Raw genomic sequence first — 25931 nt, forward strand, 5'->3', positions numbered from 1 at the left:
TGTCGATCTCCGCAACGGTAATCGTCGATACTCGTGCGTGCAGGACAACGGCGACCCTCGCGGAGAGTTCCGCGAGGGTCGCCGTTGATGCGGGTCGCTACTCGGCGAAGGCGTCGATCGGCGGGCAGCTGCAGACCAGGTTGCGGTCGCCGAACGCGCCGTCGATGCGGCGGACTGCGGGCCACACCTTGGCGCGGGCGCCGGCGGACGGCAGACCGTTCGGGTACACGGCCGTCATCCGGTCGTAGCCGTGGTTCCACTCGCCCACCAGCGACTCCGCGGTGTGCGGCGCGCCGGCGAGCGGGTTGTCCTCGACGGTCCAGGTGCCGTCGGCGACCTTCTCGATCTCGCCGCGGATCGCGATCATGGCGTCGATGAAGGCGTCGAGTTCAGCGAGGTTCTCGCTCTCGGTGGGCTCCACCATCAGCGTGCCCGCGACCGGGAAGCTCATCGTCGGGGCGTGGAAGCCGTAATCCGCCAGGCGCTTGGCGACGTCGTCGATGGAGACGCCGGTGTCCTTCGACAGCTGCCGCAGGTCGAGGATGCACTCGTGCGCCACCCAGCCGCCGTCGCCGGTGTACAGGACCGGGTAGTAGTCGTTGAGACGGCGCGCGATGTAGTTGGCCGACGCGATGGCGGTGAGCGTCGCGGTTCGCAGGCCCTCCGCGCCCATCATGGCGATGTATGCGTAGGTGATCGGCAGGATCGACGCCGACCCGTACGGCGCGGCCGAGACCGTGACGCCGGTCTGCGGCAGCTCCGTGGCGAGGGGGTTGCTCGGCAGGAAGTCCGCGAGGTGCTCGCGGACCGCGACCGGGCCGACACCGGGGCCGCCGCCGCCGTGCGGGATGCAGAAGGTCTTGTGCAGGTTCAGGTGCGAGACGTCGCCGCCGAACTGGCCGGGTCGGGCCAGGCCGACGAGGGCGTTGAGGTTGGCGCCGTCGACGTACACCTGACCTCCGGCCTCGTGGACGGCTGCACAGATGTCGGTGACCTCGTCCTCGAACACGCCGTGCGTGGACGGGTAGGTGATCATGATCGCGGCGAGCTCGTCGCGGTGCTTCTCGATCTTGGCGCGCAGGTCGTCGATGTCGACGTCGCCGGTGTCGCGGCTGGCGACCACCACGACGCGCAGACCGGCCATGACGGCCGACGCCGCGTTGGTGCCGTGCGCGCTCGACGGGATCAGGCACACGTCGCGGGCGTCGTCGCCGCGCGAGAGGTGGTAGCGGCGGATCGCGAGCAGTCCCGCGTACTCGCCCTGCGAGCCCGCGTTGGGCTGCAGGCTGACGCGGTCGTAGCCGGTGACGGCCACCAGCCAGCTCTCCAGCTGCCCGATGAGTTCGCGGATGCCCTCGGTGTCGGCGAGCGGCGCGAACGGGTGCAGACCGCCGATCTCGGGCCAGGTGATCGGCTCCATCTCGGTGGTCGCGTTCAGCTTCATGGTGCAGGACCCCAGCGGGATCATGCTGCGGTCGAGCGCGATGTCCTTGTCCGACAGCATCCGCAGGTACCGCAGCATCGCGGTCTCGGTGCGGTAGAGGTGGAACGCCGGGTGCGTCAGGTACTCGCTGGTGCGGTTCTCGATGCCGGTGGCGAAGGCGGTGGGCACCGCGTCGGCGGCACCGAAGGCGTCGAGGACGCCGGCGACGTCGTCGGCCGTGGTGGTCTCGTCGCAGGAGACGCCGACGCGGTCGGCGTCGACGAGCCGGAGGTTGATGTTGTGGCGGGTCTTGGCGGCGTCGACGATCTCCTGTGCCCGCCCCTCGGCACGGACGACGAGGGTGTCGAAGAAGGCGGCGTGCTCGACCGTCGCTCCGGCGCCGGTGAGGGCGTTCGCGATGTCGGCGGCGTGCCCGTGGACTCGCCGCGCGATGGCCTTCAGGCCCGCGGGGCCGTGGTAGGAGGCGTACATGGCGGCGATGATCGCCAGGAGGACCTGCGCGGTGCAGATGTTGCTGGTGGCCTTCTCGCGGCGGATGTGCTGCTCGCGGGTCTGCAGGGCCAGGCGGTAGGCGACGTTGCCGTCGGCGTCCTTCGAGACGCCGACCAGGCGGCCGGGAAGCTGACGGGTCCGCTTGGTGGACACGGCCAGGTACCCGGCGTGGGGTCCGCCGAAGCCCATCGGGACGCCGAAGCGCTGGGTGGTGCCGAAGCAGGCGTCGGCGCCCTGCTCTCCGGGCGGGGTGATCAGCGTCGCGGCCAGCAGGTCGACGCCGGCGGCGATGAGGGCACCGCGCTCGTGGGCGGCGTCGATGACCGGTCCCAGGTCGGTGATCCGGCCGGAGGCGCCGGGGATCTGGACGATGACGCCGAAGAAGTCTCCCTCGGGCAGGCCGGCGTCGGGAGCGCTCGAATCGAGGACGGCTTCGACGACCTCGATGTCGAGCGGCGTGGCACGGGTCTCGATGACGGCGCGGACCTGCGGGAACAGGTCGACGTCGACGACGATGCGGTTGGACTTCGACTTGCCCGCCCGACGCAGGAGCGTCATGGCTTCGGCGGCGGCGGTGGCCTCGTCGAGCATCGAGGCGTTGGCAACCTCCATGCCGGTGAGGTCGGAGACCATGGTCTGGAAGTTGAGCAGGGCCTCGAGGCGCCCCTGGCTGATCTCGGGCTGGTACGGGGTGTACGCGGTGTACCAGGCGGGGTTCTCGAGGATGTTGCGCTTGATGACGCCCGGGATGTGGGTGTCGTAGTAGCCGAGACCGATCATCGAGCGGGCCACCACGTTGCGGTCGGCGAGCGCGCGGATCGCGGCGATGGCTTCCGGCTCGCTCAGCGGTGCGGGCAGCGCGTCGAGTCCGGGCGCGAGGCCCTCTGCTCCGAGCCCGTCCGCGATGGAGGCGGGAACCACCTTGGTGGCGAGTTCGTCCAGCGACGAGACGCCGAGCACGTCGAGGATCGTGGACAGTTCTCCGTCGACCGGGCCGAGGTGGCGCTGGGAGAATTCGGAGGCTGGAATCGTCAAGAGGGCACCTTGCTCGTTTCGGTCCGGGCATGTCCCGGACTGGGCCCTCCCCCTCTGTCATGCTGCACGGGCGGCAGCGCCTGAGAGATTCAGCAGCGGCGAGCGCTGCCTTTCACCGTGGGCGGACGGGGCACACCCCGCCACTTTCCAGAGACGCCGTCAGCAGCCACGGTCCCGGGTGCCTGAGAGTTTGACGGAGAGGTGTTGCTCCTTCGGCGGCCGTTCGGAGTTCCGAACGACGCTCTCCCGCGGCGTAGCGGCGCTCCGTCAGATTACCAAGACATCGACCGAAACCACGTGTCCGACGCCACGCCCGAGCGCGGGGTCACAGAACGGGCGGTCGTTAACCGGTCTGACGGGTGCGGTTCTTGCGCCGTGCAGCCAGTTCGTCCTCGGGGGCCGACTCGCTGACGCCGCCGTCGGCACGCTCGCTCGGGAAGTCCGCGATGGTGCCGGTCAGTTCGCGCATCGCACCGGAGACTGCGATGCCGAAGACACCCTGCCCGCCCTGCAGGAGGTCGACGACCTCTTCGGCGGAGGTGCACTCGTAGACGGTGGTGCCATCGGAGAACAGGGTGATGCGGGCCAGGTCCTCGACGCCGCGCTGGCGGAGGTGGTCGACCGCGACCCGAATGTTCTGCAGGGAGATGCCGGTGTCGAGCAGTCGCTTGACGATCTTGAGGACGAGGACGTCCTTGAACGAGTAGAGCCGCTGGCTGCCGGATCCCGCTGCGGTGCGGATCGACGGGACGACCAGCGACGTGCGCGCCCAGTAGTCGAGTTGGCGGTAGGTGATGCCTGCGATCTGGCAGGCGCTGGGCCCGCGGTAGCCGACGAGAGCGTCCGGGATGGTTCCGTTGGGGAACAGGCCCGGGGCGATGTCGTCCAGACCTCCCTGCACCGGCACGGCCGTGGCCGACGCAGCACCTTCCGACGTTGCGTCGCCGGACTGCGGATCTGACGGGTGATCGCCCACGGTAGCTCCCTTACACAAGACTCGGGCCGGTGGTTCCTCGTTTAGAGGGTACTCCCGACCGCTGACAAAGTGTTCGTCCTCGCTCTCGCGGTGACGCTGGGATAGAAGTTATGGACTCTCGGGGGCGCAATCAACGCGACTCGCGGTAAACCTCAACCTAAACTTCAGGTGTAGACAAACGGTGATGTCACGGAGATGCGATCGTTATCCTTCACCCGGCATGTCGTCGCACGTCCGGAGATCGAGGATCAGCTCTCGGGGCCGAGGAAGTCCTCGGGTGAGACCTGGTCGAGGAACTCGCGGAAGGCCTCGACCTCGTCGTCGCCGACCGCGTCGTCGGCTGCGGGGCCGCCCTCTTCCTCCGGCATGATCATCCCCGCGCCGTCCAGGACGTCGTCCGCCGCGATGATCGGGGCGTCGCACCGCATCGCGACCGCGATCGCATCGGACGGACGCGCCTCGACCACCACGTCGTCGTCGAAGACCATCTCGGCGTAGAAGGTCCCCTCCTGCATGTCGACGATCCGGACCTCGTGCAGGGTGCGCCCGAAGGCCTGGAAGATGTTGACGACGAGGTCATGGGTGAGCGGCCGCGGCGGCTCCACGCCGCGCTGCTGCAGCGCGATCGACGCCGCTTCGCTCTGCCCGATCCAGATCGGCAGATAGCGGATGCCGCTCACCTCGCGGAGCAGGAGCACCGGCTGGTTCTGCGGAGGTTCCACTCGGATACCCACAACGCGCATCTCACCCATGGTCTCGCCTCCTGAAACGACTAGAAGTACAGGTTACGCCCGGCGCCGTCAGTCGAGGGCGCCGCGAACGGCGGCCTTGACCAACTGCGTGTGAAGCGTGACCGACAGTGCGGCCATCTCGCGGATCAGCTCCTCGGCTCGATCGCGCGCCCCGGTCCCCTTGCCCTTGGCGATGGGGCCGGCGATCTGTGCGACCAGGCCGGCCTCGCGGTCCGCGCTGATCTTGAACGCCCGAAGATGCCGGGATTCGAGGCCGAAGTTGGCCAGGGCCGCAGCGGCCTCGACCAGACGCACCGCGTCCTCGTCGAAGAAGCCGCCGGGCCCCGCCGAAAGCAGTCCGTTGCGGACCAGCTCGGAAATGAACGGCGAGTCGACCCCGGTCCGCTCCATCAGAGTCTCGCGATCCACCCGACCGCCGCGCGAGGCGAAGTCGGTGGCCGGCGCCACGGCGCTGCGCGCCGACGACAGCAGTCGGGGCGCGGCACCGCCGCTCGCGGCGTCGGCGTCGATCTCGTCGAGCTGCTCACGAATCACCTTGAGCGGCAGGTAGCGGTCGCGCTGCGCAGTGAGCACGAACCGCAGCCGCTCGCAGTCTCGGTCGCTGAACCGTCGATATCCCGACGGCGCTCGATCCGGAGTCACCAGTCCCTCGGCCTCGAGGAAACGGATCTTCGAGATGGTGACGTCGGGGAACTCCTCACGGAGCACCGCCAGCACGGCACCGATCGACATCGTGCGGTCGCCGCCGGCGGCCGCGCGTGCAGCAGACGAGGTCACGACAGCGCGGCACCCGCTTCTCCGGCGCGCGGGCCGGACAGGAAGACCAGGCGGAACTTGCCGATCTGAACTTCGTCGCCGCTGGTGAGAGTGGCCGTGTCGACCGGCTCACGGTTGACGTAGGTGCCGTTGAGGCTGCCCACGTCGACCACCTGGAAGTCCTCGCCGTTGCGGCGGAACTCGGCGTGCCGACGGCTCACCGTGACATCGTCCAAGAAGATGTCGCTGTCGGGATGGCGTCCCGCCGACGTCGTCGGCTGGTCGAGGAGGAAGCGCGAACCCGCGTTGGGGCCTCGCTTCACCACCAGCAGCGCCGTTCCCGGCGACAGTCGCTCGACACCGGTATCGGCCGGCTCGTTCGACGTCGCAGGCGCGTCTACTTCCTTGATGAAGTCCTCGCGGAAGACCGAAGTCGTCTCCACGGGGGCCTCAAAGCCGTTGTCGTTACCGCTCACCACATCTCCTTCATCGTCGACGCACCCCGCCGTGACTGCGACTGCGCAGTCCCCGGGCGGGTCCTGCATTGCGTCAGTCGAGGTACCTGCTCGAACCCAAATGCTCGGTGTCACCGCGCAATTCGCGTTCGCTCGCTGTTACACACGCTTTGCTCATCTCACCATTGAGATGCACGTCTGCGGGGCAGGATCCTCATATGTGAACCTACCGTTTTTGTCCTTGCGCCGCCCAGTGTCGGCGACGTTCGGCGTACAAGAAATCATATCGACACTCATCCGTTGACGGACTCATGTCACCGGTGATCTTCCCGATCGCCGGATAGGCGTTATTCGCTGATGGTCCCGCGGTAACCTTCGGCGTCGAGCAGACCGTCGACCAGTTCGTCCAGATCCACGTCGGCGCCCACGGTGATCTCGACCAGCCAGCCGTCACCGTAGGGTGCCGAGTTGACCAGTTCCGGAGCGTCGTCGAGAGCCTCGTTGACGGCCGCGACCGTGCCGTTGAGCGGGCCGAAGATGTCCGAGACGCTCTTGGTCGACTCGACCTCGGCGAACGACTCCCCGACCTCGACCTCGTCGTCGACCTCGGGCAGCTGCACGAAGACGATGTCACCGAGCGAGGACTGAGCGAAGTCGGTGATGCCGACTCGGACGGTGTGGTCGCTGACCTTCTGAATCCACTCGTGCTCCTCTGTGTAGCGAAGCTCTTCGGGAATCTTGGTGTCGCTCACGATTCGGCCTTTCTCAGGTCTGTAGAACACGGGTTCTTCTCATCCGTCCGTCGCGACGTTGCGGTGGGCGAATGCTCAATGACTGTAACGTGTGGGCCTCGCCGATCGTGCATCAACCCGGTACGCGGCCCGGGCGTGATCAGGCTGTGACCGCGGCGCGCGGCATCTGTCGCAGCACGCTCGCCGTCTGGATCCAGTAGAGCACGAGCGACCACACGTACAGGCCTACGCCCCACAGCAGGAACGCCCAGCCGACGGGGTGCGCGAAGGTCCCGACGGCACCGTCGATCTGCCCGGCGAGCAGCCACGGGAAGGCGCTCATCAGGGCGAAGGTGGCCGCCTTGCCGATGTACAGGATGGGCAGGGCCGTGACCCCGCGTGAGCGAAGCAGCGGCGCCGTCGCGAACAGCAGGACGTCGCGCCCGATGATGAGGCCGATGATCCACCACGGGACGAACTCCCGGATGCCGAAGCAGATCGGGATGATGATCACGTACAGGCGGTCGGCCGCCGGATCGAGCAGTGCGCCGAGCTTCGACGACTGCCCCAGCCAACGGGCCAGCTTTCCGTCGAGCCAGTCGGTGACCCCGGAGACGAACAGGACCGCGAACGCCCAGCCGGCCGACTCCTCCACCAACAGCAGCCAGATGAACACCGGGATCATCAGCAGCCGCAGGAGGCTCAGCGCGTTGGGCACCGTCCAGATCGCGTCGCTCCGCTCGGGCGGCGTGCCGCCCGTCGACGGCTCCTCGGTCGCGGCGGGACTCATCGGAAGATGCCGACGATGCCCTGCACGGCCTGTGCGCCGGCGGAGGCGAAGTGGTTCTCGTGCACCAGGTAGGTCCACGTCATCGTCGACCGATGCAAGCCCTCCAGGCCCAGGTCGACGCCGTCCTTCGTGATCGTCGCGTCGACGAAGGTCTTTCGCGCCGCCGCCAGCGCCTCCTCCGCGAGCTTGACGAACTCGGCGAAGATCAGCTTGTGGAACTCCTCGAGAGGGCTCTGCTGCCCGAGCGCCCGGAGATGGATGCTGGCCTGCACGTCCGCGATGAACGCGAGGTGGTCGGCCCAGGCGCGGTCCAGGTGATAGAGCATGATCTGCCGTGCTGCTTCGACGAGGACGTCCTCGTCGATGTCCTCGGCGAGGCTCTCGTAGCGCTCCGGTTCGGCCTCCTTGAGGTCGGCGAGCGCACGATCGGTGGTCAGGATCTCCATCCGACGACGCACGATGGAGTTGCGCTGCTCGTTGACCTGCTTGTTGTACTCCCACGTGTTGCTGTGCAGTTGCAGCATCGCGCCCTCGGCGATCTTCTGCGCGTTCTGCACCGCTTCGATGCCCTTGGCGCCCATCGATCCGTCCGAGGACACCGCGCTCTGCTCGCGCTGATGCGTGAGGTTCTTCGTGACCAGCGGGTCCTCGAGGCTGGAGAAGAACACCGAGCGTCCGGGGTCGCCCTGGCGTCCGGCGCGACCGCGCAACTGGTTGTCGAGTCGTTCGGTGTCGTAGCGGCCGGTGCCGATGACGCAGAGGCCGCCGAGTTCGACGACCTCGTCGCGGGCCTCCTCGTCGCCTGCGGATCCGCCGAGACGGATGTCGGTGCCGCGACCGGCCATCTGGGTGGAGACGGTGACGGCGCCCTTGCGGCCGGCCTCCGCGATGATCGCCGCCTCTTCGGGGTCGTTCTTGGCGTTGAGGACCACCGACGGGATGTCGGCGCGGTCCAGGAAGTAGGCGAGCTCCTCCGACTGGGCGACGTCGTGCGTGCCGATCAGGATCGGCTGGCCCGTCTCGTGGATCTCGGCGACCAGGTCGACGACCGCTTCCACCTTGTGCGCCTTGTTGTCGTAGACGCGGTCGGGCTCGTCTTCGCGGACGTTGGGGCGGTTCGGCGGGATCTGCGACACCTGGAGGTCGTAGAACTGGCGGAACTGCTCGCCTGCGGCGATGGCCGTGCCGGTCATGCCCGCCACGCGCGGGTAGCGACCGATCAGGGCCTGGACGGTGATGGTGTCGATGACCTCGCCCGCCTGCGTCGGGTTGAGCCCCTCCTTGTACTCCACCGCGGCCTGGACGCCGTCGGGCCAGCGCTGCAGTCGTGCGACGCGGCCGCGGGAGGCGTTGATGAGGTGGATGCCGCCGTCGCGGACGATGTAGTCGACGTCGCGTTCGAGCAGGTAGTACGCGTACAGCGCGACGTTGACGTGCACCAGCGTGCTGGAGACGTGCTTCTCGTCGTAGAGGTTGATGCCGCCGAGGGTGCGTTCGACGAACTGGGCGCCCTCCTCGGTCAACGAGACGTTCTTGCCGTCCTGGTCGAGTTCGTAATGCCTGCTCTTGAGGTGCGCGACCACTTCGTGGATGGCGCTGTTCGGGATCTCGGCGTCGGTGGACCCCGCCAGGATCAGCGGCACCAGGGCCTCGTCGACGAGCACCGAGTCCGCCTCGTCGACGATGACCACGTCGGGTTCGGGGGCGACGAGATCGTCGGCGTGCAGCGCCAGGTGATCGCGCAGGATGTCGAAGCCGATCTCGTTCACGGACGCGTAGGTGACGTCGGCGTCGTAGGCCTTCTGCCGTTCCTCGCGCGTGGAGTGCTCGTTGATGGAGGCGACCGAGATGCCGAAGAGGTCGTACAGCGGCTTCATCCAGTCGGCGTCGCGGGCCGCGAGGTAGTCGTTCACGGAGACGACGTGGATCTGATGTCCGTCGAGCGCGTAACCGATCGCTGCGATCGCGCCGGCGAGCGTCTTGCCCTCGCCGGTCGCCATCTCGACGACGTCGCCCTCGAGCATGCGGAGGGCGCCCTGCAGCTGGACGTCGAACGGCTTCATGTCGAGCTTGCGGTCGCCGCCCTCGCGGACGAGTGCCAGGAATTTGGCCCGATCGGCGATCAGCGACATGTCGAGCTCGGCCGCCTCACTCGCGAAATCGCCGTCTGCCAGGTCCGATGCCCAGTCATCGTGTTCGGCGGATTCCTTGATCATCGTCAACGACTGCGACTGGTTGCGAGAGGTCTGCGCGCCCAGCATGCGCCACATCGCGTTGGTGAGTCTTCCCACGTGCTCCCTGTTCCTTCGAACTCGACCGACTGCTGTTGACCGCGATGCGCGACGCGCGCACCGGGCCGATCGTGATCTACCGTACGCGGCCGTCCACTACGGTGACGCACATGAGCTTGCGACACCGCGACCGCCCCGACGCCCTCCGCCGACGCCGTTCTCGGGCCCGGTCCACGATCGTCGGCCTCACGGCCGCGGTCGTCGCCGCGAGCACCGTGGTGGCGGGATGCTCGGACGCCGATCCCGCGGCGTCGTCGGATCCGGCGGACCTGGTCGGCAACACGTACCTCTCGACCGAGGTCACCGGACCGGCGATCCCCGGCGGCGGTCCACTCGTCCTCGGATTCACCAAGGGTTCGTTGAGTGCGAATGCCGGCTGCAACGGCCACGGCGGCAGCGTCGCCTTCGACGGCGGCACGATGACGGCCGGGCGGCTGATGGGCACGATGATGGCGTGTCCGCCCCCGCGCGACGGCACCGACCGGTGGGTGTCCGATCTGTTCGCCGCCCCACTGACGTGGCAGTTGACCGGTACCGAGCTGGTCCTGTCCCGCGGTGACCAGAAGGTGGTGCTGCAGGAGCGGACGAACCGACCCGTCGTCGGCACTCGGTGGCAGGTGACTTCACTCGTGAAGCACGACGCCGTCTCGAGTTCCGTCATCCTGGAGCAGCGCAAGCCCTTCTTCCGCATCGACGCCGACGGAAAGCTGACGGGCAACGACGGATGCAACGCGATGACGGGTTCGGCGAAGGTCGACGGCACCACCGTCGAGTTCTCCCCCATCGCGACCACCCGCAAGGCGTGCGACCCGGAGACCGCCGAGATCGAGCGCGCCGTCCTCGCCGCGCTGAACGGGAAGACGACCGTCAAGGTCGACGGCGACGACATGTCCCTCACGAACGCCGCCGACGGCAACGTCGGACTACGTCTGACGGCCGTCGGCGACTGATCGGGACTCGCCCGGGGGTGACCCGCGGGTCTACACGGCGGTGCTCAGGCCCGCCATCTCGCGGAGCTCGGCCAGGAGCTCGACGGCCTTCGGCCACGGGCCGTAGCCTGCGGCGGGGTTGAGGTGCCCCACGGCGCCCGCGTCGACCAGTTTGCTGCCCCAGGCCTCGGCGTAGCCCGCGACCACGTCGGCGTCGGCCAGCGGATCGTCGGTGCTGGAGACGACGATGCTCGGCCACGGGAGCGGCGACATCGGCAGTTCGCCCCAGCCGCCCTCGGCCAGCTGCTCCGGGGTCGGGTGCGGAGCGTGCATCGGCTGCGTCAGGTCGGGCGGGGTGGCCAGGAGCGCACCGGCGACCTTCTGCGCGGTCTGCTGCGCCCAGTAGACGACCGTCGGGCAGCCGGCGCTGTGCGCCACGAGGATCACCGGGCCGGTCGCGGCGGCGACGGTCTTCTCCAGCGCTTCGAGGCGGGCGGCGAGGTTCACCGGGTCGCCGTCGATCGGCGGCACGATGAGCGAGTCGGCGAGCGCGCCGGCCAGCAGTGTCTGCCAGTGCTCTTCGACGTGTCCGCGCAGTCCGGGCACGATCACGTAGGTGGGTGCGGTCATGGTTTGTCTCCTAGTGGAAGAAGGATGCGGTCCGAGCGTCGGCAACCGCGGAGAAGGCAGAGCGGGCGGAACGCGAAGCAGCGTTCCGCCCGCTCTGGAGGGATTGTCCTGACGGATCAGGCGTGGTGGGTGAAGCCGACCTGGCCGGGCTGGCGGTTGGGGGCGAAGCCGACCTTGGCGAGGGTCTCGTCGGCATCGGCGTACCACTCACCGATGTGGTAGATGTCGCGGGCTTCCTTGCCGTCGGCGACCTCACGGCCCAGCTCCTCCGACAGACGCACCAGCTGCTTGATCTGCTGCACCGAGGTCATCTTCTCGCCCTTGGCGCCCCAGATGGTGTCCTCATTGCCGCACCGGCCGTGCAGACCCAACGCGATCGCCATCGCGTTCACCGGAGCCACCGACCGCATCAGCGTCTCCAGCGTCAGGCACGCACCGTCCGGAACCCGCTGGATGAAGTTCATGATGTTGTACGGGTTCGGGCCGTCGAAGCCGCCGCCGATGCCGACCCAGGTCAGGTTCAGCGGACCGGTGTACTTGCCGCGGCGGATCAGGCGCTCGACGGTCTCCAGCTGCGGGATGCTCGAGAGCTGGAAGTGCGGCTGGATGCCGTTGGCCTGCAGACGACGCAGGTGCTCCTCGACCCACTCCGGGCCGGCCGGAACGGTCATCTCCCGGTAGGTGTCGTACAGTTCCGGACGCGCCAGCGAGGTGCCCGCGATGTCGTCCTCGGTCATCAACTCCATGATGTTCATCTGGCTGGTGTTGATCGCGATGGTCACCTGATCCGGCTTCGGATCCAGCTCGGCCAGCATGTGGCGGGTGTCGTCCGAGAGCCACTTGGCGTCGGCGCCGTCGCCCTCGGGGGCGAAGGAGATCGAGCCGCCGACCTGCAGGATCATGTCCGGCACGGCCTCACGCAGACCCGAGAGCAGTTCGTTGAACTTCGACAGCCGCTTGGAGCCGTGGCCGTCCTCCTCGCGGACGTGGATGTGCAGGACGGTGGCGCCGGCCTCGTAGCAGTCCACAGCCTGCTGAACGTGCTGCTCCATCGTCAGGGGCAGATCCTCGCGGAAGTCGTCGAGCTCCCACTCCGGGCCGTACGGCGCAGCCGTGATGACCAGCTTGTCCTGCAGTTCGGGGAAGAGGGCGTCGTCGTGGAAATGCATGGGGTTCTCCTAATCAGAGGGTTATTCGGTGGGGAGAGGCTGTCGTGCCGGGGGTGTCGCCCGGTGGACGACGGAGGTGTGGTTCGGTCGCGTGTCGGATCAGAACGGGCGGTCGCCGACGATGCCTGCGCGCTCCATCTTGCGAACGGCGGGCCAGTAGTCCTGGACGGCGTAGTGCTGGGTGCAGCGGTTGTCCCAGATGGCGACGCTGTTGGTGGTCCAGCGCCAGCGGACCTGGTACTCGGGGATGCTGGCCTGGCTCTGCAGGTACTGCAGCAGGTTGCTCGCACCCGGCGCGTAGTCGATGCCGTAGCGAATGTTCGAGTCGTTGTGGAAGTTGGTGAAGTGCGTCGTGAAGCTGTTGACGAACAGGATCTTCTCGCCGGTCTCCGGGTGCGTGCGGACCACGGGGTGCTCGGCGTCCGGGAACTTCTCCTTCAGCGCGAGCCGCTGCTCGATCGGCATGCGAGCACCGAACGAGGCCTCGATGCTGTGGCGGGCGCGGAGTCCCTCGATCTGCTCCTTGATGTGCTCGGGCAGGTTCGCGTAGGCCAGGCCCATGTTGACCCACATGGTGTCGCCGCCGACCTCGGGGCCCTCGATCAGTCGGAGCACCGAGCCCATGGGCGGGTTCTCGCGCCAGGTGGCGTCGCAGTGGTATGCGTTCTCGTAGGCCTCACGCGGGCTGTCGAGGTCCTTGTAGATGCGCACCAGGCCGGGGTTCTCCGGGTCGCTGCCGAGGACGGGGTGGTCCTCCAGCTCACCGAACCGGCGGGCCAGCTTCACGTGGTCGGCGCGCGACATGTCCTGATCGCGGAAGAACAGCACCTTGTGGTCCAGCAGGTGCGCCTTCAACTCTGAGAACAACTCGTCGCTGTTCGCGACCTCGGCGAGGTCGACGTCGTGCAGTTCAGCGCCGATGCTGCTGGTGAGCCGTTCGACGTTCATGGTCGTCTCGGTCGGTCGCTGTGCGACGGGGGTGTTGACTGCGGTCATGTCATCCTCCTTGAGGGGATCAGGGGTGAAGTGGATGCCTGGTTCGGCGAAGTGGTGGGGTCGGAGAGGTGGCTCAGAAGGTGAAGACCGAGGAGCCGACGCTGGCGCCGGTCTCGAGGTCCTTGTGCGCCTGCTGCGCCTCTTCGAGGGCGTAGTGCTGGTTGATCTCGACCTTGATGCGACCGTTCGCGACGTGATCGAACAGCTCGCCGGCGAGCTCGGCGCGCTCGGCGGGATCGGCGATGTAGTCGGCGAGCGCCGGGCGGGTCACGTAGAGCGAGCCCTTCACCGCCAGCTCGAACGCGTTGATCGGCGGGATCGGGCCCGATGCGGTACCGAAGGCCACCAGCAGACCGCGGCGCGAGAGGCAGTCGAGCGACTTCTCGACGGTGGCGGCGCCGATGCTGTCGAAGACCACCGGGACACCCTTGCCGTCGGTGAGCTCGCGGACGCGGGCCACCAGGTCCTCTTCGCGGTAGTTGATCATGTGCGTGGCGCCGTGAGCCTTGGCGACTTCGGCCTTCTCCGCGGTGGAGGTGGTGCCGATGACGGTGATGCCCAGCTCCTTGGCCCACTGGCAGAAGAGGAGGCCGACGCCGCCTGCGGCCGCGTGGAGGAGGACGGTGTCACCCGACTTCAGTCCGGGGGCGATGCGACGCAGCAGGTACGAGGTGGTGAGGCCGCGCATGGTCATCGCCGCGGCGGTCTCGAACGGGATCGCGTCCGGCAGGTGGATGAGGCTGTCGACGGGCATGACGCGCTCGGTGCTGTAGGCGCCGAGCGGGCTGCCGGTGTAGGTGACGCGGTCGCCTTCGGCGAAGCCCTCGACGCCCGGGCCGACGGCCTCGATGACGCCGGCGGCCTCGACACCCATGCCGTTGGGCAGCGGCACCGGGTAGTAGCCCGTGCGGTAGTAGGTGTCGGCGAAGTTCAGGCCCACGGCCTCGTGCCGGACGCGCACCTCGCCGACGCCGGGATCGCCGACCTCGACGGTCTCCCACTTGAGGACTTCGGGTCCGCCGGTCTCGTAGAAACGAATCGCATTCGCCATGGGAAGGTCTCCTTTTTCGGTGTCGTCCGGTGTGATTCAACTGACATGAAGATATGGGGGTTAAACTCGCCATACTTACCCCTGCGTGACACTGTTCTTTCCATATCGGGACGCGATGTGAACTGGATCAACTCGGTGATGCAGGGTGGCGATGACCACGAAGGGATCCGTCCGATGGCGAAGGCACTGGCGCGCTACGCAGCCCTGTCCGGCTATGTCGACGTCAGCCGCAAGCTGAATATCGATCCGATGCAGCTGATGCGCGCCGCGCAGTTGGATCCGAAGAGCCTCGACCTGCAGGATCGCTGGATTCCGGCGGCGTCGGTCACGCGTCTGCTGGAGATGTCGGCCCGAGCATCCGGCCACCCGGACTTCGCCCTGCTTCTGGCCGAGCAGCGTCTGCTGTCCGCCCTCGGGCCGTTGAGCATGAGCTTCCGGGAGCAGCCCGACGCCCGCACTGCGTTGACGATGCTGATCCGGCTGCAGCACATGTACAACGAGTCGCTCTTCATGGAGGTCATCGAGAAGGGTGGCCTGGCGACGATCACGGTGAGCGTGGACCCCGGCGAACCGACCCCGGTCCGCCAGTCTGTGGAGTTGGCCGTCGCCGTCGTCCGACAGCTGCTGGGCAGCATCCTCGGCGAACGGTGGCATCCGGTGTCCGTGACCTTCACCCACCCGAAGCCGACCTACGACACCACGCACAAGAGACTGTTCGAGGCGCCGATCAAGTTCTCCGGCGACTACAACGGGCTCGTCGTCTACACCTCAGACCTGGACCAGCCGAACCGGTACGCGGACCCCGGCATGGTCTCCTATGCGGAGAAGCTCCTCGCCTCGCAGGTCGACCATTCCCCGACAGCCGAGGCGCGCGTGCGCGAGCTGATCGAACTGCTGCTGCCCACCGGCCGCTGCTCCATCGACCAGGTCGCACGCAGTCTGGGCGTGGACCGCCGCACCGTCCACCGTTGGCTGACGAAGGCCGGCGTCACCTTCACCCAGGTGCTCGACGCGACCCGCGCCGATCTGGCGGAACGGATGGTGGCATCCGACCGCCACTCCTTCACCGAGATCTCCGAGATGCTGGCGTTCTCGACGCCGAGCAGTTTCTCCCGCTGGTTCAGCGTCCAGTTCGGGGTGAGCCCTCGGCAGTGGCGCAAACAGACGCGTCCGGCCGACTCCGATTATCGGGATCGGCCGGACGCGGAGGACGGCGCTATCGAGTGACGCCTAGAGGAGTTCGGCGTCGGTCGCGGAGCGGACATACTCGGGGGTCACGCCGGGCGCGCACTCCCGGAGGACGAGTCCGTCGGGCGTCACGTCGATGACCGCCAGATCGGTGATGATCCGGTTGACGACGCGGCGGCCGGTGAGCGGCAGCGTGCACTCGGGAACCACCTTGGAGCCGCCGGAGCGGTCGCGGTGCTCCATCAGCACGATCACCCGTCGCGCACCGTGGACCAGGTCCATCGCGCCGCCCATGCCCTTGACCATCTTGCCCGGGACCATCCAGTTGGCGAGGTCGCCGGCGGAGGAGACCTGCATGCCGCCGAGGACCGCGGTGTCGATGTGCCGCCCGCGGATCATCGCGAAGCTGGTCGCCGAGTTGAAGAACGAGGCGCCCGGATTGACGGTGACCGTCTCCTTGCCCGCGTTGATCAGGTCGGCATCGACGTTCTCCTCGGTCGGGTAGGGACCGGTGCCGAGGATGCCGTTCTCGCTGTGCAGCGTCACGTGGACGCCTTCGGGGAGCACATCCGGAATGGTCGTCGGCAGGCCGATGCCGAGGTTCACGTAGCTGCCGGAGACCAGTTCCTGCGCGGCGCGTGCGGCCATCTCCAGTCGGCTCCAGCCGACGGTCTCGTCGGCCTTCTTCGCGGTGTCGATCGTGGTGCTCATGCCGACACCTCCGCCGCTGCGACGGTGCGCTTCTCGATGGTCTTCACGGGCACTCCGATCTCGACGATGCGGTCGACGAAGATTCCCGGCAGGTGCACGTGCGCCGGGTCGATGGTGCCGGCAGGGACCACCTGCTCGGCCTGGACGATGCAGACGTCTCCGGCCATGGCCGCGAGGGGGTTGAAGTTCATCGCGGCCTTGTTGAAGACGAGGTTGCCCTCGGTGTCGGCGACGAGAGCGTGGACCAGCGCATAGTCGGCGCGGATCGCCTCCTCGAGGACGTACTCGCGGCCGTCGAAGGTGCGGACCTCCTTGGCGGGCGACGAGACTGCGATGGAGCCGTCGTCCGCGTAACGCCAGGGCAGGCCGCCCTCGGCGACGGCGGTGCCGACGCCGGTCGGCGTGAAGAAGGCGGCGATGCCCGCTCCGCCGGCACGCAGCTTCTCTGCCAGGGTGCCCTGCGGCGTCAGTTCCACTTCCAGCTCACCGGACAGGTAGCGGCGGGCGAACTCCTTGTTCTCTCCCACGTACGACGCCACGATCCGGCTGATCCGACCGGCGTTGAGCAGGACACCGAGCCCGAGGGCGTCGATCCCGCAGTTGTTGGAGACGACTTCCAGGTCGGTGGCGCCGGTCTCGGCGAGCGCGTTGATCAGCGCTTCGGGGATCCCGCAGACTCCGAACCCGCCGACCGCGAGCCGTGACCCGGAGCCGATGTCGGCCACCGCTGCCGCGGTGCTGTCGTAGAGCTTGCTCATGGTTTCCTTCTGACTCGTGGTGACGGGGTGGAGTGGAACGGGGGTCTCGACGATGGGGGCGCTCATGCCGCGGTGCCCGCGTACTTGGTGCTCTGCGCCGCCAGCTTGCGCAGTCCGGCAGGGAAGACGCGGTAGCCGACGAGGAGGGCGACGATGGCGCCGACGTAGAACAGGGGCGCCAGGGCCAGGGAGTCCATCAGGCCGAGATGGTCGGCCAGGACGCCGATCACGAACGGGCCGAGGGCCAGGCCGAGCAGGTTGTTGGCGACGGTCAGGGTGCCCAGGGCGGACGAGCGGACCGACTCGTGGGTCAGGCCGGCGACCATGGCCGCGGTGGGACCGGAAGTGCCCGCGGCGAAGAAGGCGCCGATGGCCAGGAGCGTGAGCTGTGCTGCACCGGTGTCGATGCGGAAGGCGATGCTGAGGCTCACGAGCGAGATCGAGCAGAAGACCACGGCGGCCAACCACTTCTTCCGGGTGTCGAAGCGGCTCACGCGGTCGGTGATGATGCCGCAGACCACCATGCCGGTGCCGACGAGGAAGACGAACAGGGCGGCGACGCCACCGGCCTTGGCCGGGTCCATGTCGTAGTAGCGGTTGAAGAAGCTCGGGGTCCAGGACAGCAGGACGGCGGCGGTGAACATCTGGAGGCCACCGGCGATGTAGGCGGCCCACACGGCGGAGTTGGTGAACAGAGTGGAGACGGGCACGCGGATCTTCGCGATCTTGGCGGCGAGCGCGGCATCGGAGGACTCGTCGCGGACCGCGTAGCGCTCGAGTCGCTTCTCGGTGACGACGGCACGGAACGCGGCGGCCAGGATCAGGCCCAGGACGGCCATGGCGAGGAACGACCAGCGCCAGCCGAGGTGCACGGCGATGACGCCGCCGAGGGCCACGCCGACCACCGAGCCGAACGAGCCGCCGGCCATGAACGCTCCACTGAGCGAGGAGTGCAGGCGCGGGGAGAACACACCGAGGACCACGGCGATGCCGACGCTGCCGTAGGCGGCTTCACCGACGCCGACGAAGAAGCGTGCGATGAGCATGTGCTCGTAGCTCGCGGCGATGGCGCACATCAGGGTCGCGAGGCTCCACACGACGGCCATCGTGACCAGCGAGCGCACGCGGCCGAAGCGGTCGGCGATGACCGAGAGCGGGAAGGTCAGCAGGCCCACCATGAGGGCGACGACGCTGGTGAGGGAGGCGAGCTGCGAGTCGGTGAGGTCCCATTCGCCCTTGAGCATCGGGAAGACTGCGGTGAGCACCTGGCGCGACATGTAGTCCGACAGCAGCAGCGCGAAGGCGAGCGCCGCCACCACCCAGGGGTAGATTCGGCGCTTCGGCGGCATGCCGACGGGAGTGAAGTCAGTGCTCACGGCCGGCTCCGTGTTCTCTGCGGGCGAATCCGCCGCGCTGGTGGTGTTGGTCATCGGGTCTCCTCGAAAATGGTCTCGACGTGCGGTCGATCCGACGCCCTGGGGCTGTGCGTCCGTCATCTTCCGCTCCCTCAGTGAGGTGCGATACAGCACTCACTTGATGAGGTGTAGATCACGGTAGAACGCGCAAGTGCGACAGACTTAGCTGTTGGGGACACTGTTCTATCCATATCGGGACACGGGTGATCTCGTCGGCACTCACCGTGCGTGTCGAGCCGGTCACCTACACTCGACGAATGGGGAAGAAGAACTCGAAATCGCCGAAGCTGTCGAAAGACGTGTACGAAGCCGAGCTGTTCCGACTGCAGACCGAGCTGGTGCAGTTGCAGGAATGGGTCCGCGCGACGGGGGCGCGCGTGGTGGTTCTGTTCGAGGGGCGTGACGCCGCAGGCAAGGGCGGGGCCATCAAGCGGATCACCGAGTATTTGAGCCCGCGGATCTGCCGGGTGGCGGCACTCCCCGCCCCCACCGATCGGGAGAAGGGGCAGTGGTACTACCAGCGGTATGTTGCCCATCTGCCGGCGCCCGGCGAGATCGTCCTGTTCGATCGTTCCTGGTACAACCGTGCCGGCGTCGAGAAGGTGATGGGCTTCTGCACCCCCGAGGAGCACACCCGCTTCCTGCGTCAGACCCCCATCTTCGAGCAGATGCTGATCGACGACGGAATCATCGTCCGCAAGTACTGGTTCTCGGTCTCGAACGACGAGCAGCTCCGCCGCTTCCGCGCCCGCCGCGACGATCCAGTGAGGCAGTGGAAGCTGAGCCCGATGGATCTGGAGTCGGTGTACCGCTGGGAGGACTACTCCCGCGCCAAGGACGAGATGATGGTGCACACCGACACCGGCATCAGCCCGTGGTACGTCGTGGAGTCCGATCACAAGCGGCACGCACGGATCAACATGATCTCGCACCTGCTGTCGACGATCGAGTACACACCGGTTCAGCTGCCCGAGGTGAAGCTTCCGAAGAAGCCGATCGAGTCCGGCAACTATCACCGGCCGCCGCGATCGCTGTCGAAGTTCGTTCCGGACCACGTCGCCAACCTGCTCGGCGACACCGAGACCTAGGAACTCTGCGGCAACGATGACGGAATTCCCTTCCCGCGCAGAGCTCTTCCGGCTCTCGCGTAGAGTTCGTCGCGCGCTCGACTCGCGCGAAGTGATCTATCTGGTGACCTCGGCCGGATTCCCCAACTTCGGAGACGAGCTGATCGTCGAGGCCTGGCTCCGGCATCTCGCACTCCGGCGTCCCGGCGCCCGCGTGGTGGTCGACTCGCCGCGCCCCGGCCAGGCGTCGCTCCTGCTCCGCCACGCCAATCGACACGCGGTCTTCGTCGACACCGTCTGGAGCCTCGCCTTGTTCGCCGCGAGCGACGAGGCCGGCCCGGAGATCGACCGCGACGCACCGTGGGAGTGGGTCGCCGACGTCACCTCCCGGCTCGGCGGCGCACCGCGGGACGCCGAGGGCGTCGAGCTGCTGTTGCGGGCGAGCACCGTTCACATCGTGGGCGGCGGATACCTCAACAACGTGTGGCCGCACCACGTCTCGCTGGTGGCGGCGGTGGCCGCCGTCTCCCGGGCGAACGGGGCTCGCGCGATCGCGACCGGCACCGGCCTCACTCCCGGTTTCACCGGTGCCGCCCTCGAGCGCTTCCGCACGGACGCCGCACAGTTCGAGGTCTTCGACCTGCGTGATCGACCGAGCCTGGACGTTCTGGCCGACGCTCCCGGCGGGTCCTTCACCGGCGACGACGCCTGGCTCTCCCCTCGCCTCGCCATCGACTCTCCCGCGTCGCGGACACCGTCGGGCCGCGTGGTCCTGTGCGCCCAGAGCGACCTGACCGACGACTTCGCCTGGCGCGGCCGCACGGGTACCGACGCACTGGCCGATTTCATGACCGCGACACTCGACGAGTGGGGCGTCGACGGCTCCGAGGTGACCGTCGTCGAGTGCATCCCCGGCCACGACAACACGATTCCGCACCTGATGGGCAGCAGGCTCGACGGCGCCCACCGTGTCCCGTTCCTGACCGCCTGGCGCTCGGGCCTGCCGTTCGGGGAGGGTCACACCTGGTTGACGACCCGCTTCCACCCGCACCTGATGGCGGCCGCGGCCGGCGACTCGGGGGTTGCGGTGGTGGCGAAACCCGACTACTACGCCACGAAGCACCGGTCACTGACGGCTGCTGGATCGGCGTGGACGGTGGTGTCCGGTGACACGTCCGACCACGGCGGAGTCCCGCCGCGGCCGACAGTCGGCGGCTTCTCCCCCGCGGACGCGAAACGGAACCGCGCCGTCAAACGCGAGCTGGCGGCCCGGCTCTACCCGCGCGGAATTCGCTTGCGCTGAGCGGCGGGTCGCGTAGAGTCGACGCCCTCATGTGGATTGGTTCTCTGGAATTCGACATTCTCCTCGGCGACGTGCACTCCCTCAAGGGCAAACGGTCCGTCGTCCGTCCGATCATCGCCGAGATCCGCAGGCGGTTCGACGTCTCCGTCGCCGAGGTGGATCACCGCGATCTGCACCGCCGCAGCGTGATCGGAGTCGGTGTGGTCAGCGGCGACGCCGGGCACGTCACCGACGTCCTCGACGCCGTCGAACGCTTCGTGGCCGCCCGCCCCGAGACCGAACTCCTGTCCGCACGCAGGAGGATGGCGACTACCGACGACCTGTGATCGGCGACGGCTTCCCCACCGCGATGATCACGGCGCTCACCAGCAGCAACGGTGCCACGACCGCCGCAGCGGCCCGATAGCCGCCGAGCTCCGGGAGCAGCTCGCCCGACGGGGTCGCCGCGGCCAGCAGCAGTCCGGCCAACGCACTGCCGATGCTGAAGCCGACAGTGCGCACGATCTGGTTGATCGACAGGACGCTCGCGGTCTCCTGCTGCGGTACTCCGGCCAGGACGAGGCGCGGCATGATCGCCGACGCGCCGCCCACGCCGAAACCGAGAACCGCCATCGCGGCGAGCGTCGCCGCCACCGAGTCCGGGGCGCCTGCGAACACTCCCGCGGCCACGACCACCGCGATGCTGAAGACGACGAATGCCCCGCGCGGACCGACCCGCGCGGCCAGCCGAGTGGTGAGGCGGCCTGCGACGAACCCCAGCACGGAGAACGGGATCAGGGCCGCCCCGGCCAGAACGCCGGACAGCCCGAAGCCGTAACCTGCCGCCGTGGGTGTCTGGACGTAGCGCGTCAGCAGCGAGAACAGCAGGTACATTCCGATGCCCGCCGACAGCATGGCGGTGTTGGCGCGCAGGATGGTCGGCCGGATCAGCAGACCCGGGTCGACCAGTGGTGTCGGCGTGCGGCGTTCCCAGAGGACCCACGAGCTCAGCACTGCGACGGCGCCCGCGACGAGCGAGGCGCCCACCCACCGCGGCTGCCACACCGCGGGCGGGAGGTGCTCTCCTGCTCGGTTCCCCTGCTCACTCGCTCGACGCTACGCGGTACGCCGCCGACACCCTCCGATAGACCGGTGTCCGGAAGGCTGCCAGCGCCACGACGATCGTCAGCAGACCGGTGACGCCGAAGATCAGGGCGATGCCGCGGGCGTCACCGTGCCCCAACCACGGGGCGAGGACGGCGGCGCCGTCGTCGGAGCGCGCCCACGGGATCACGAACGCCTCGGCGACGGGTGCGACGAGGAAGGCGGTGAGGGGTGCGGCGGCGGCCTCCACGGCGCCGGCGAAGCCGAACACGCGTCCCTGCTGCGGCAGCGGCACCACCCGCTGGATCACCGTCTGCTCCGCCGCCTCGACGGCAGGCATCGTCAGCATGAACAACCACACGCCGCCGATCGCCAGCCAGGCCCATTCGCGCGCCGCGAACACGGTGCAGATGACGCCGAGGACCGCGACGCCGATCAGCATGGTGCGGATCGGATTCGACCCCAGACCGACCCGGCCGATGAGTGCACCGCCGAGCATGAAGCCGGTGGCGCCGAAGGCGAACACGACACCCCACATCTGCACGGAGAACAGTTCCAGACCGTACGGGTCCAACAGCGCCATGTAGACGCCGCCGGTGAAGTTGTTGAACATCGAGAACAGGATGAGCGCCACCAGGCCCGGGACCGCGGTCACGGCCCGCCAGGCGCCGCGGACGTCGAAGGCGCCCTTCGCATCGGTCTCGGCGACCGTCGGCTCCTCCGGCATCCGGATCGTCAGGAGGTGCAGCCATCCGACGGCGGTCAACGCGATCGCGCAGGCGATGGTCGCACCCATCCCGAGGAAGCCGACGGACAGGCCGGAGAACACGCTGGTGACGATGAACGTCAGGCCCTGGACCGCGCCGACGTAACCGTTGGCGTTGGCCCGGCGGTCGGGGTCGACGAGGATCGTCACGGTGGTCGACAGCGCCACGTCGCGCAGCACCTCGACGACGGCTCCGGCCAGCACGACGAACGCGAACAGCCACAGCCACGGCGACGCCAGTGACGCCATGGTGTCGCCGGCGACCAGGTAGACCAGTCCGGCCAGGACGAAGGCGACCGTGGTGGCCGCCGCCGACACCCGCATCACGGTGAGCTTGCGATAACGGTCGACGAAGGTCCCGAACGCCATGCTGCACACCGCGATCGTCAGCATGTAGCCGCCGCCGATGACTCCGGTCGCCACCACGTTGCGGGTCTCCAAGTACACCCAGAAGGTCAGCGCGAAGAACAGGTAGCTGGTCGTCAGGTTCGCGACCGCCGTGTTGGCCAGGATGGCGAAGAAGGTGCGCTGTCGATCCGACGCCGGGCGACGGTCACCCGGTGGGCTGAGTGCCGCCTCCGTGGCGTCGACGGCATCATCGGGATCGTCGGCGGCGTCGACGTTCACCGGGATGTCAGACATGGGACCAGCCTAAGAGGTGCCGGGCGGCCCGACCAACCGATTTTCTGCCGGTCGGGCCGACGGCGGGTCTACTTGCCGAAGCCTGCGTCGCGGAGGGCCTGCGCCATGGATCCGCTCGCCGGACGGTCGTCGCGGCGGTTGCCGCCGCGATTGTTTCCCGCCCGATTCTGGCCGCCCCGATTCTGACCGCCGCGGTTCCGGCCGCCCCGATCACCGCCGCCTTGACCACCGCCGCGCGGGCCGTTCCCTCGCTGGCCGCTGCCCTGCTGCTTACCGCCCGCCGGGTCGTCGTTGAGGCGCAACGACAGTCCGATGCGCTGCCGGTCCACATCGACCTCCATCACCTTGACCTTGACGACCTGCCCGGAGCGGACCACCTCGTGGGGGTCGGAGACGTAGCGGTCCGACATGGCCGAGACGTGGACGAGGCCGTCCTGGTGGACGCCGACGTCGACGAAGGCGCCGAAGGCCGCGACGTTGGTGACGACGCCCTCGAGGACCATGCCGGGCGTCAGGTCGGAGACCTTCTCGACGCCGCTGGCGAAGGTCGCGGTGGTGAACGCGGGACGCGGGTCGCGCCCCGGCTTCTCCAACTCGCCGATGATGTCGGTGACGGTCGGGATGCCGAACTGCTCGTCGGCGAAGTCCGACGGCTTCAGCGTCCGCAGCGTCTTGGTGTCGCCGATGAGCTCGGACAACGGGCGACCGCTGCGATCGAGGATCTTCCGCACGACGGGGTACGCCTCCGGGTGGACGCCCGACGCGTCGAGCGGGTCCACGCCGTCGCGGATCCGGAGGAAGCCCGCGCACTGCTCGAACGCCTTGGGGCCGAGGCGCGGCACGTCGAGCAGTGCCTTGCGGCTCGGGAAGGCACCGGTCTGATCGCGGTGCGCGACGATCGCGGTCGCGAGGGTCGACGTGACACCCGAGACCCGCGCCAGCAGCGGAGCCGACGCGGTGTTGAGATCCACGCCGACGGCGTTCACCGCGTCCTCGACCACCGCGTCCAGGCTGCGCGCGAGGTTGGTGGCCGAGACGTCGTGCTGATACTGGCCGACGCCGATCGACTTGGGGTCGATCTTCACCAGCTCGGCGAGCGGGTCCTGCAGTCGTCGTGCGATGGAGACGGCGCCGCGGATCGAGACGTCGAGCTCCGGCAGCTCCTGCGAGGCGTACTCGGACGCCGAGTACACCGAGGCGCCTGCCTCCGAGACCACGGCCTTGACCGGCGCCTTGGCGCCGGACTTCGTGATCTCGGCGAGGAGTTCTGCGGTCAGTTGATCGGTCTCGCGGGACGCGGTGCCGTTGCCGATGGCGATCAGCTCCACGCCGTGGCGGGCGATCAGCGCGGCGAGCATGGCCTTCGACTTGTCCCACTGCTGCTGCGGTTTGTGGGGGTAGATGATGCAGTGGTCGAGCACTTTGCCGGTGGCGTCGACGACCGCCACCTTGACGCCGTTGCGGTAGCCCGGATCGAGACCGAGCGTGGCGCGGGTCCCCGCGGGTGCGGCCAGCAGCAGGTCCTTGAGGTTGGTCGCGAAGACGGCGACGGCGTCGTCCTCCGCGCGGGCTCGCAGTTTCATCCGCGCGTCGATGGTCGCGGTGATCATCAGTTTGGTGCGCCACGCCCAGCGGACGGTCCCGGCCAGCCACTCGGTGGCCGCGCCCGGGTTCGCGAGGTCGACGCCGAGAGTGGCCGCGACCATCGCCTGGTACGCCTCGTCCTCGCCGCCGTCGAAGGACAGGCTCAGCGCCTCCTCCTTCTCGCCGCGGAGAACTGCGAGCACGCGGTGCGACGGCATCTGTTCGAGGGGCTCGGCGAAATCGAAGTAGTCGCGGAACTTCTGCGCGGCCGGAGTGTTCTCCGCACCGGTCCGCACCTGGGTGCGCGCGGTGCCGTCGGCCCAGAACTTCTCGCGGATCGCGCCGACGAGTTCGGCGTCCTCCGAGGCCCGCTCGATGAGGATGTGGCGGGCGCCGTCGAGCGCCGCCGCGGCATCGGCGACGTTCTCACCGAGGTAGGCGCTCGCCGCGTCCGCGGGAGTGAGCGATGGATCGGCGAGCAGCGCGTCGGCGAGCGGTTCCAGGCCGGCCTCGCGCGCGATCTGCGCCTTGGTGCGCCGCTTCTTCTTGTACGGCAGGTAGATGTCCTCGACGCGCGCCTTGGTGTCGGCCGCCAGCAGCGATGCCCGCAGCTGGTCGGTCAGCTTTCCCTGCTCTTCGATCGAGGCGATGACGGCGGCGCGCCGCTCATCGAGCTCGCGGAGGTATCGGAGTCGTTCGTCGAGCAGGCGCAGCTGCGCGTCGTCGAGGCTGCCCGTCACCTCCTTGCGGTAGCGGGCGATGAACGGGACGGTGGAGCCTTCGTCGAGCAGCTTCACGGCTGCGGCCACCTGGCCCTCGCCGACGGACAGTTCCGTCGCGATGCGGGCGTTCACGGACTTCAAAGGCGCACTGTTGGTCACCGGATGCAGGCTACCGAAGTCGATGAGCGGGGCCTC

Annotated in this window: 23 protein-coding genes and 2 riboswitches; of the genes, 5 read left to right on the top strand and 18 right to left on the bottom strand. The window is 68.3% G+C overall.

Annotated elements, in window-relative coordinates:
• Nucleotides 1-97 precede the first annotated feature (97 nt).
• The 8 genes from gcvP to secA2 all read right to left on the bottom strand — a co-directional run bounded on the left by gcvP (nt 98) and on the right by secA2 (nt 9722).
• On the bottom strand, nt 98-2971 hold the full coding sequence (gene gcvP / locus ACH46_RS11335) for an aminomethyl-transferring glycine dehydrogenase (protein ID WP_062392985.1): 2874 nt from the start codon (nt 2969-2971) through the stop codon (nt 98-100).
• A 44-nt stretch (nt 2972-3015) separates the two neighbouring features.
• A riboswitch (glycine riboswitch) is annotated at nt 3016-3130 on the bottom strand.
• Nucleotides 3131-3230, bottom strand: a riboswitch (glycine riboswitch). It lies immediately after the preceding riboswitch.
• Nucleotides 3231-3314: 84 nt separating this feature from the next.
• Nucleotides 3315-3947, bottom strand: coding sequence for a MerR family transcriptional regulator (locus tag ACH46_RS11340; RefSeq protein WP_062392986.1), 633 nt, complete (start codon nt 3945-3947; stop codon nt 3315-3317).
• Nucleotides 3948-4195: 248 nt separating this feature from the next.
• Nucleotides 4196-4699: a bifunctional nuclease family protein gene (locus ACH46_RS11345; RefSeq protein ID WP_062392987.1), complete on the bottom strand. Its 504-nt coding sequence runs from the start codon at nt 4697-4699 to the stop codon at nt 4196-4198.
• 48 nt (nt 4700-4747) lie between these two features.
• Complete coding sequence (gene ftsR / locus ACH46_RS11350) at nt 4748-5476, bottom strand: transcriptional regulator FtsR (protein WP_470303236.1); 729 nt, start codon at nt 5474-5476, stop codon at nt 4748-4750.
• Entirely contained in the window at nt 5473-5934 is a 462-nt protein-coding gene (garA, locus tag ACH46_RS11355; protein ID WP_417935245.1) for a glycogen accumulation regulator GarA, read from the bottom strand. Before garA ends, ftsR begins: the two co-directional genes overlap by 4 nt.
• Before the next feature lie 323 nt (nt 5935-6257).
• On the bottom strand, nt 6258-6662 hold the full coding sequence (gcvH, locus tag ACH46_RS11360; protein ID WP_062392988.1) for a glycine cleavage system protein GcvH: 405 nt from the start codon (nt 6660-6662) through the stop codon (nt 6258-6260).
• Nucleotides 6663-6801: 139 nt separating this feature from the next.
• Entirely contained in the window at nt 6802-7431 is a 630-nt protein-coding gene (locus ACH46_RS11365) for a CDP-alcohol phosphatidyltransferase family protein (protein WP_062392989.1), read from the bottom strand.
• The gene (gene secA2, locus ACH46_RS11370; protein WP_062392990.1) at nt 7428-9722 is read right to left on the bottom strand and encodes an accessory Sec system translocase SecA2; all 2295 of its coding nucleotides are present in this window, start codon (nt 9720-9722) and stop codon (nt 7428-7430) included. The genes ACH46_RS11365 and secA2 overlap by 4 nt, the downstream gene beginning before the upstream one ends.
• Before the next feature lie 110 nt (nt 9723-9832).
• Between secA2 and ACH46_RS11375 the strand changes: the two genes are divergently transcribed.
• A complete protein-coding gene (locus ACH46_RS11375; protein ID WP_062395292.1) occupies nt 9833-10672 on the top strand; it encodes an META domain-containing protein in 840 nt (279 codons plus the stop codon).
• A 30-nt stretch (nt 10673-10702) separates the two neighbouring features.
• On the opposite strand, the gene ACH46_RS11380 is transcribed toward ACH46_RS11375, so the two are convergent.
• The 4 genes from ACH46_RS11380 to ACH46_RS11395 form a co-directional block, all read right to left on the bottom strand.
• On the bottom strand, nt 10703-11281 hold the full coding sequence (locus ACH46_RS11380; protein WP_062392991.1) for an RBBP9/YdeN family alpha/beta hydrolase: 579 nt from the start codon (nt 11279-11281) through the stop codon (nt 10703-10705).
• Between the two features lie 116 nt (nt 11282-11397).
• The gene (locus ACH46_RS11385; protein WP_062392992.1) at nt 11398-12450 is read right to left on the bottom strand and encodes a beta-keto acid cleavage family enzyme; all 1053 of its coding nucleotides are present in this window, start codon (nt 12448-12450) and stop codon (nt 11398-11400) included.
• 99 nt (nt 12451-12549) lie between these two features.
• Nucleotides 12550-13398 carry a TauD/TfdA dioxygenase family protein gene (locus ACH46_RS11390; protein WP_120298848.1) on the bottom strand — a complete coding sequence of 283 codons (849 nt, stop codon included), beginning with the start codon at nt 13396-13398 and terminating at the stop codon, nt 12550-12552.
• Nucleotides 13399-13519: 121 nt separating this feature from the next.
• Nucleotides 13520-14497, bottom strand: a complete 978-nt coding sequence (locus ACH46_RS11395) for a quinone oxidoreductase family protein (RefSeq protein ID WP_062392994.1) — start codon at nt 14495-14497, stop codon at nt 13520-13522.
• Between the two features lie 174 nt (nt 14498-14671).
• Here ACH46_RS11395 and ACH46_RS11400 point away from each other — a divergent pair, with 174 nt between their 5' ends.
• Entirely contained in the window at nt 14672-15724 is a 1053-nt protein-coding gene (locus ACH46_RS11400; RefSeq protein ID WP_062395294.1) for an AraC family transcriptional regulator, read from the top strand.
• A gap of 3 nt (nt 15725-15727) precedes the next feature.
• Here ACH46_RS11400 and ACH46_RS11405 read toward each other — a convergent pair whose 3' ends face one another.
• From ACH46_RS11405 to ACH46_RS11415, 3 genes are all read right to left on the bottom strand, one after another.
• Nucleotides 15728-16396 (bottom strand): CoA transferase subunit B, encoded by a 669-nt coding sequence (locus tag ACH46_RS11405; RefSeq protein WP_062392995.1) that lies wholly within the window; start codon nt 16394-16396, stop codon nt 15728-15730.
• Nucleotides 16393-17154: a CoA transferase subunit A gene (locus ACH46_RS11410; protein ID WP_062392996.1), complete on the bottom strand. Its 762-nt coding sequence runs from the start codon at nt 17152-17154 to the stop codon at nt 16393-16395. Before ACH46_RS11410 ends, ACH46_RS11405 begins: the two co-directional genes overlap by 4 nt.
• A gap of 62 nt (nt 17155-17216) precedes the next feature.
• Nucleotides 17217-18503, bottom strand: a complete 1287-nt coding sequence (locus ACH46_RS11415) for an MFS transporter (RefSeq protein ID WP_226995869.1) — start codon at nt 18501-18503, stop codon at nt 17217-17219.
• A gap of 323 nt (nt 18504-18826) precedes the next feature.
• On the opposite strand from ACH46_RS11415, the gene ppk2 reads away from it, so the two are divergent.
• The 3 genes from ppk2 to ACH46_RS11430 all read left to right on the top strand — a co-directional run bounded on the left by ppk2 (nt 18827) and on the right by ACH46_RS11430 (nt 21265).
• Nucleotides 18827-19657, top strand: a complete 831-nt coding sequence (ppk2, locus tag ACH46_RS11420; RefSeq protein ID WP_062395297.1) for a polyphosphate kinase 2 — start codon at nt 18827-18829, stop codon at nt 19655-19657.
• Nucleotides 19658-19748: 91 nt separating this feature from the next.
• A complete protein-coding gene (locus tag ACH46_RS11425) occupies nt 19749-20939 on the top strand; it encodes a polysaccharide pyruvyl transferase family protein (protein ID WP_226995589.1) in 1191 nt (396 codons plus the stop codon).
• 29 nt (nt 20940-20968) lie between these two features.
• Nucleotides 20969-21265 carry a DUF503 domain-containing protein gene (locus tag ACH46_RS11430; protein WP_062392998.1) on the top strand — a complete coding sequence of 99 codons (297 nt, stop codon included), beginning with the start codon at nt 20969-20971 and terminating at the stop codon, nt 21263-21265.
• On the opposite strand, the gene ACH46_RS11435 is transcribed toward ACH46_RS11430, so the two are convergent.
• The 3 genes from ACH46_RS11435 to ACH46_RS11445 form a co-directional block, all read right to left on the bottom strand.
• Nucleotides 21249-21965: an MFS transporter gene (locus ACH46_RS11435; RefSeq protein ID WP_226995590.1), complete on the bottom strand. Its 717-nt coding sequence runs from the start codon at nt 21963-21965 to the stop codon at nt 21249-21251. The genes ACH46_RS11430 and ACH46_RS11435 overlap by 17 nt on opposite strands.
• Before the next feature lie 55 nt (nt 21966-22020).
• Nucleotides 22021-23430, bottom strand: coding sequence for an MFS transporter (locus ACH46_RS11440; RefSeq protein WP_082399614.1), 1410 nt, complete (start codon nt 23428-23430; stop codon nt 22021-22023).
• Between the two features lie 68 nt (nt 23431-23498).
• On the bottom strand, nt 23499-25895 hold the full coding sequence (locus ACH46_RS11445; RefSeq protein WP_062393000.1) for a Tex family protein: 2397 nt from the start codon (nt 25893-25895) through the stop codon (nt 23499-23501).
• Between the last annotated feature and the right edge of the window lie 36 nt (nt 25896-25931).

Source organism: Gordonia phthalatica, from assembly GCF_001305675.1.
GTDB classification, from domain to species: domain Bacteria; phylum Actinomycetota; class Actinomycetes; order Mycobacteriales; family Mycobacteriaceae; genus Gordonia; species Gordonia phthalatica.

Bases quoted from the DNA above. Each gene is read 5' to 3' on its own strand.
- ACH46_RS11345 (WP_062392987.1), bottom strand. From the start codon at position 4,699: ATGGGTGAGATGCGCGTTGTGGGTATCCGAGTGGAACCTCCGCAGAAC.
- ACH46_RS11405 (WP_062392995.1), bottom strand. From the start codon at position 16,396: ATGAGCACCACGATCGACACCGCGAAGAAGGCCGACGAGACCGTCGGC.
- ACH46_RS11410 (WP_062392996.1), bottom strand. From the start codon at position 17,154: ATGAGCAAGCTCTACGACAGCACCGCGGCAGCGGTGGCCGACATCGGC.
- ACH46_RS11400 (WP_062395294.1), top strand. From the start codon at position 14,672: ATGGCGAAGGCACTGGCGCGCTACGCAGCCCTGTCCGGCTATGTCGAC.
- ACH46_RS11380 (WP_062392991.1), bottom strand. From the start codon at position 11,281: ATGACCGCACCCACCTACGTGATCGTGCCCGGACTGCGCGGACACGTC.
- ppk2 (WP_062395297.1), top strand. From the start codon at position 18,827: ATGGGGAAGAAGAACTCGAAATCGCCGAAGCTGTCGAAAGACGTGTAC.
- ACH46_RS11390 (WP_120298848.1), bottom strand. From the start codon at position 13,398: ATGAACGTCGAACGGCTCACCAGCAGCATCGGCGCTGAACTGCACGAC.
- ACH46_RS11385 (WP_062392992.1), bottom strand. From the start codon at position 12,450: ATGCATTTCCACGACGACGCCCTCTTCCCCGAACTGCAGGACAAGCTG.
- ACH46_RS11430 (WP_062392998.1), top strand. From the start codon at position 20,969: ATGTGGATTGGTTCTCTGGAATTCGACATTCTCCTCGGCGACGTGCAC.
- ACH46_RS11415 (WP_226995869.1), bottom strand. From the start codon at position 18,503: ATGCCGCCGAAGCGCCGAATCTACCCCTGGGTGGTGGCGGCGCTCGCC.
- ACH46_RS11375 (WP_062395292.1), top strand. From the start codon at position 9,833: ATGAGCTTGCGACACCGCGACCGCCCCGACGCCCTCCGCCGACGCCGT.
- ACH46_RS11365 (WP_062392989.1), bottom strand. From the start codon at position 7,431: ATGAGTCCCGCCGCGACCGAGGAGCCGTCGACGGGCGGCACGCCGCCC.
- ACH46_RS11440 (WP_082399614.1), bottom strand. From the start codon at position 23,430: ATGTCTGACATCCCGGTGAACGTCGACGCCGCCGACGATCCCGATGAT.
- ACH46_RS11395 (WP_062392994.1), bottom strand. From the start codon at position 14,497: ATGGCGAATGCGATTCGTTTCTACGAGACCGGCGGACCCGAAGTCCTC.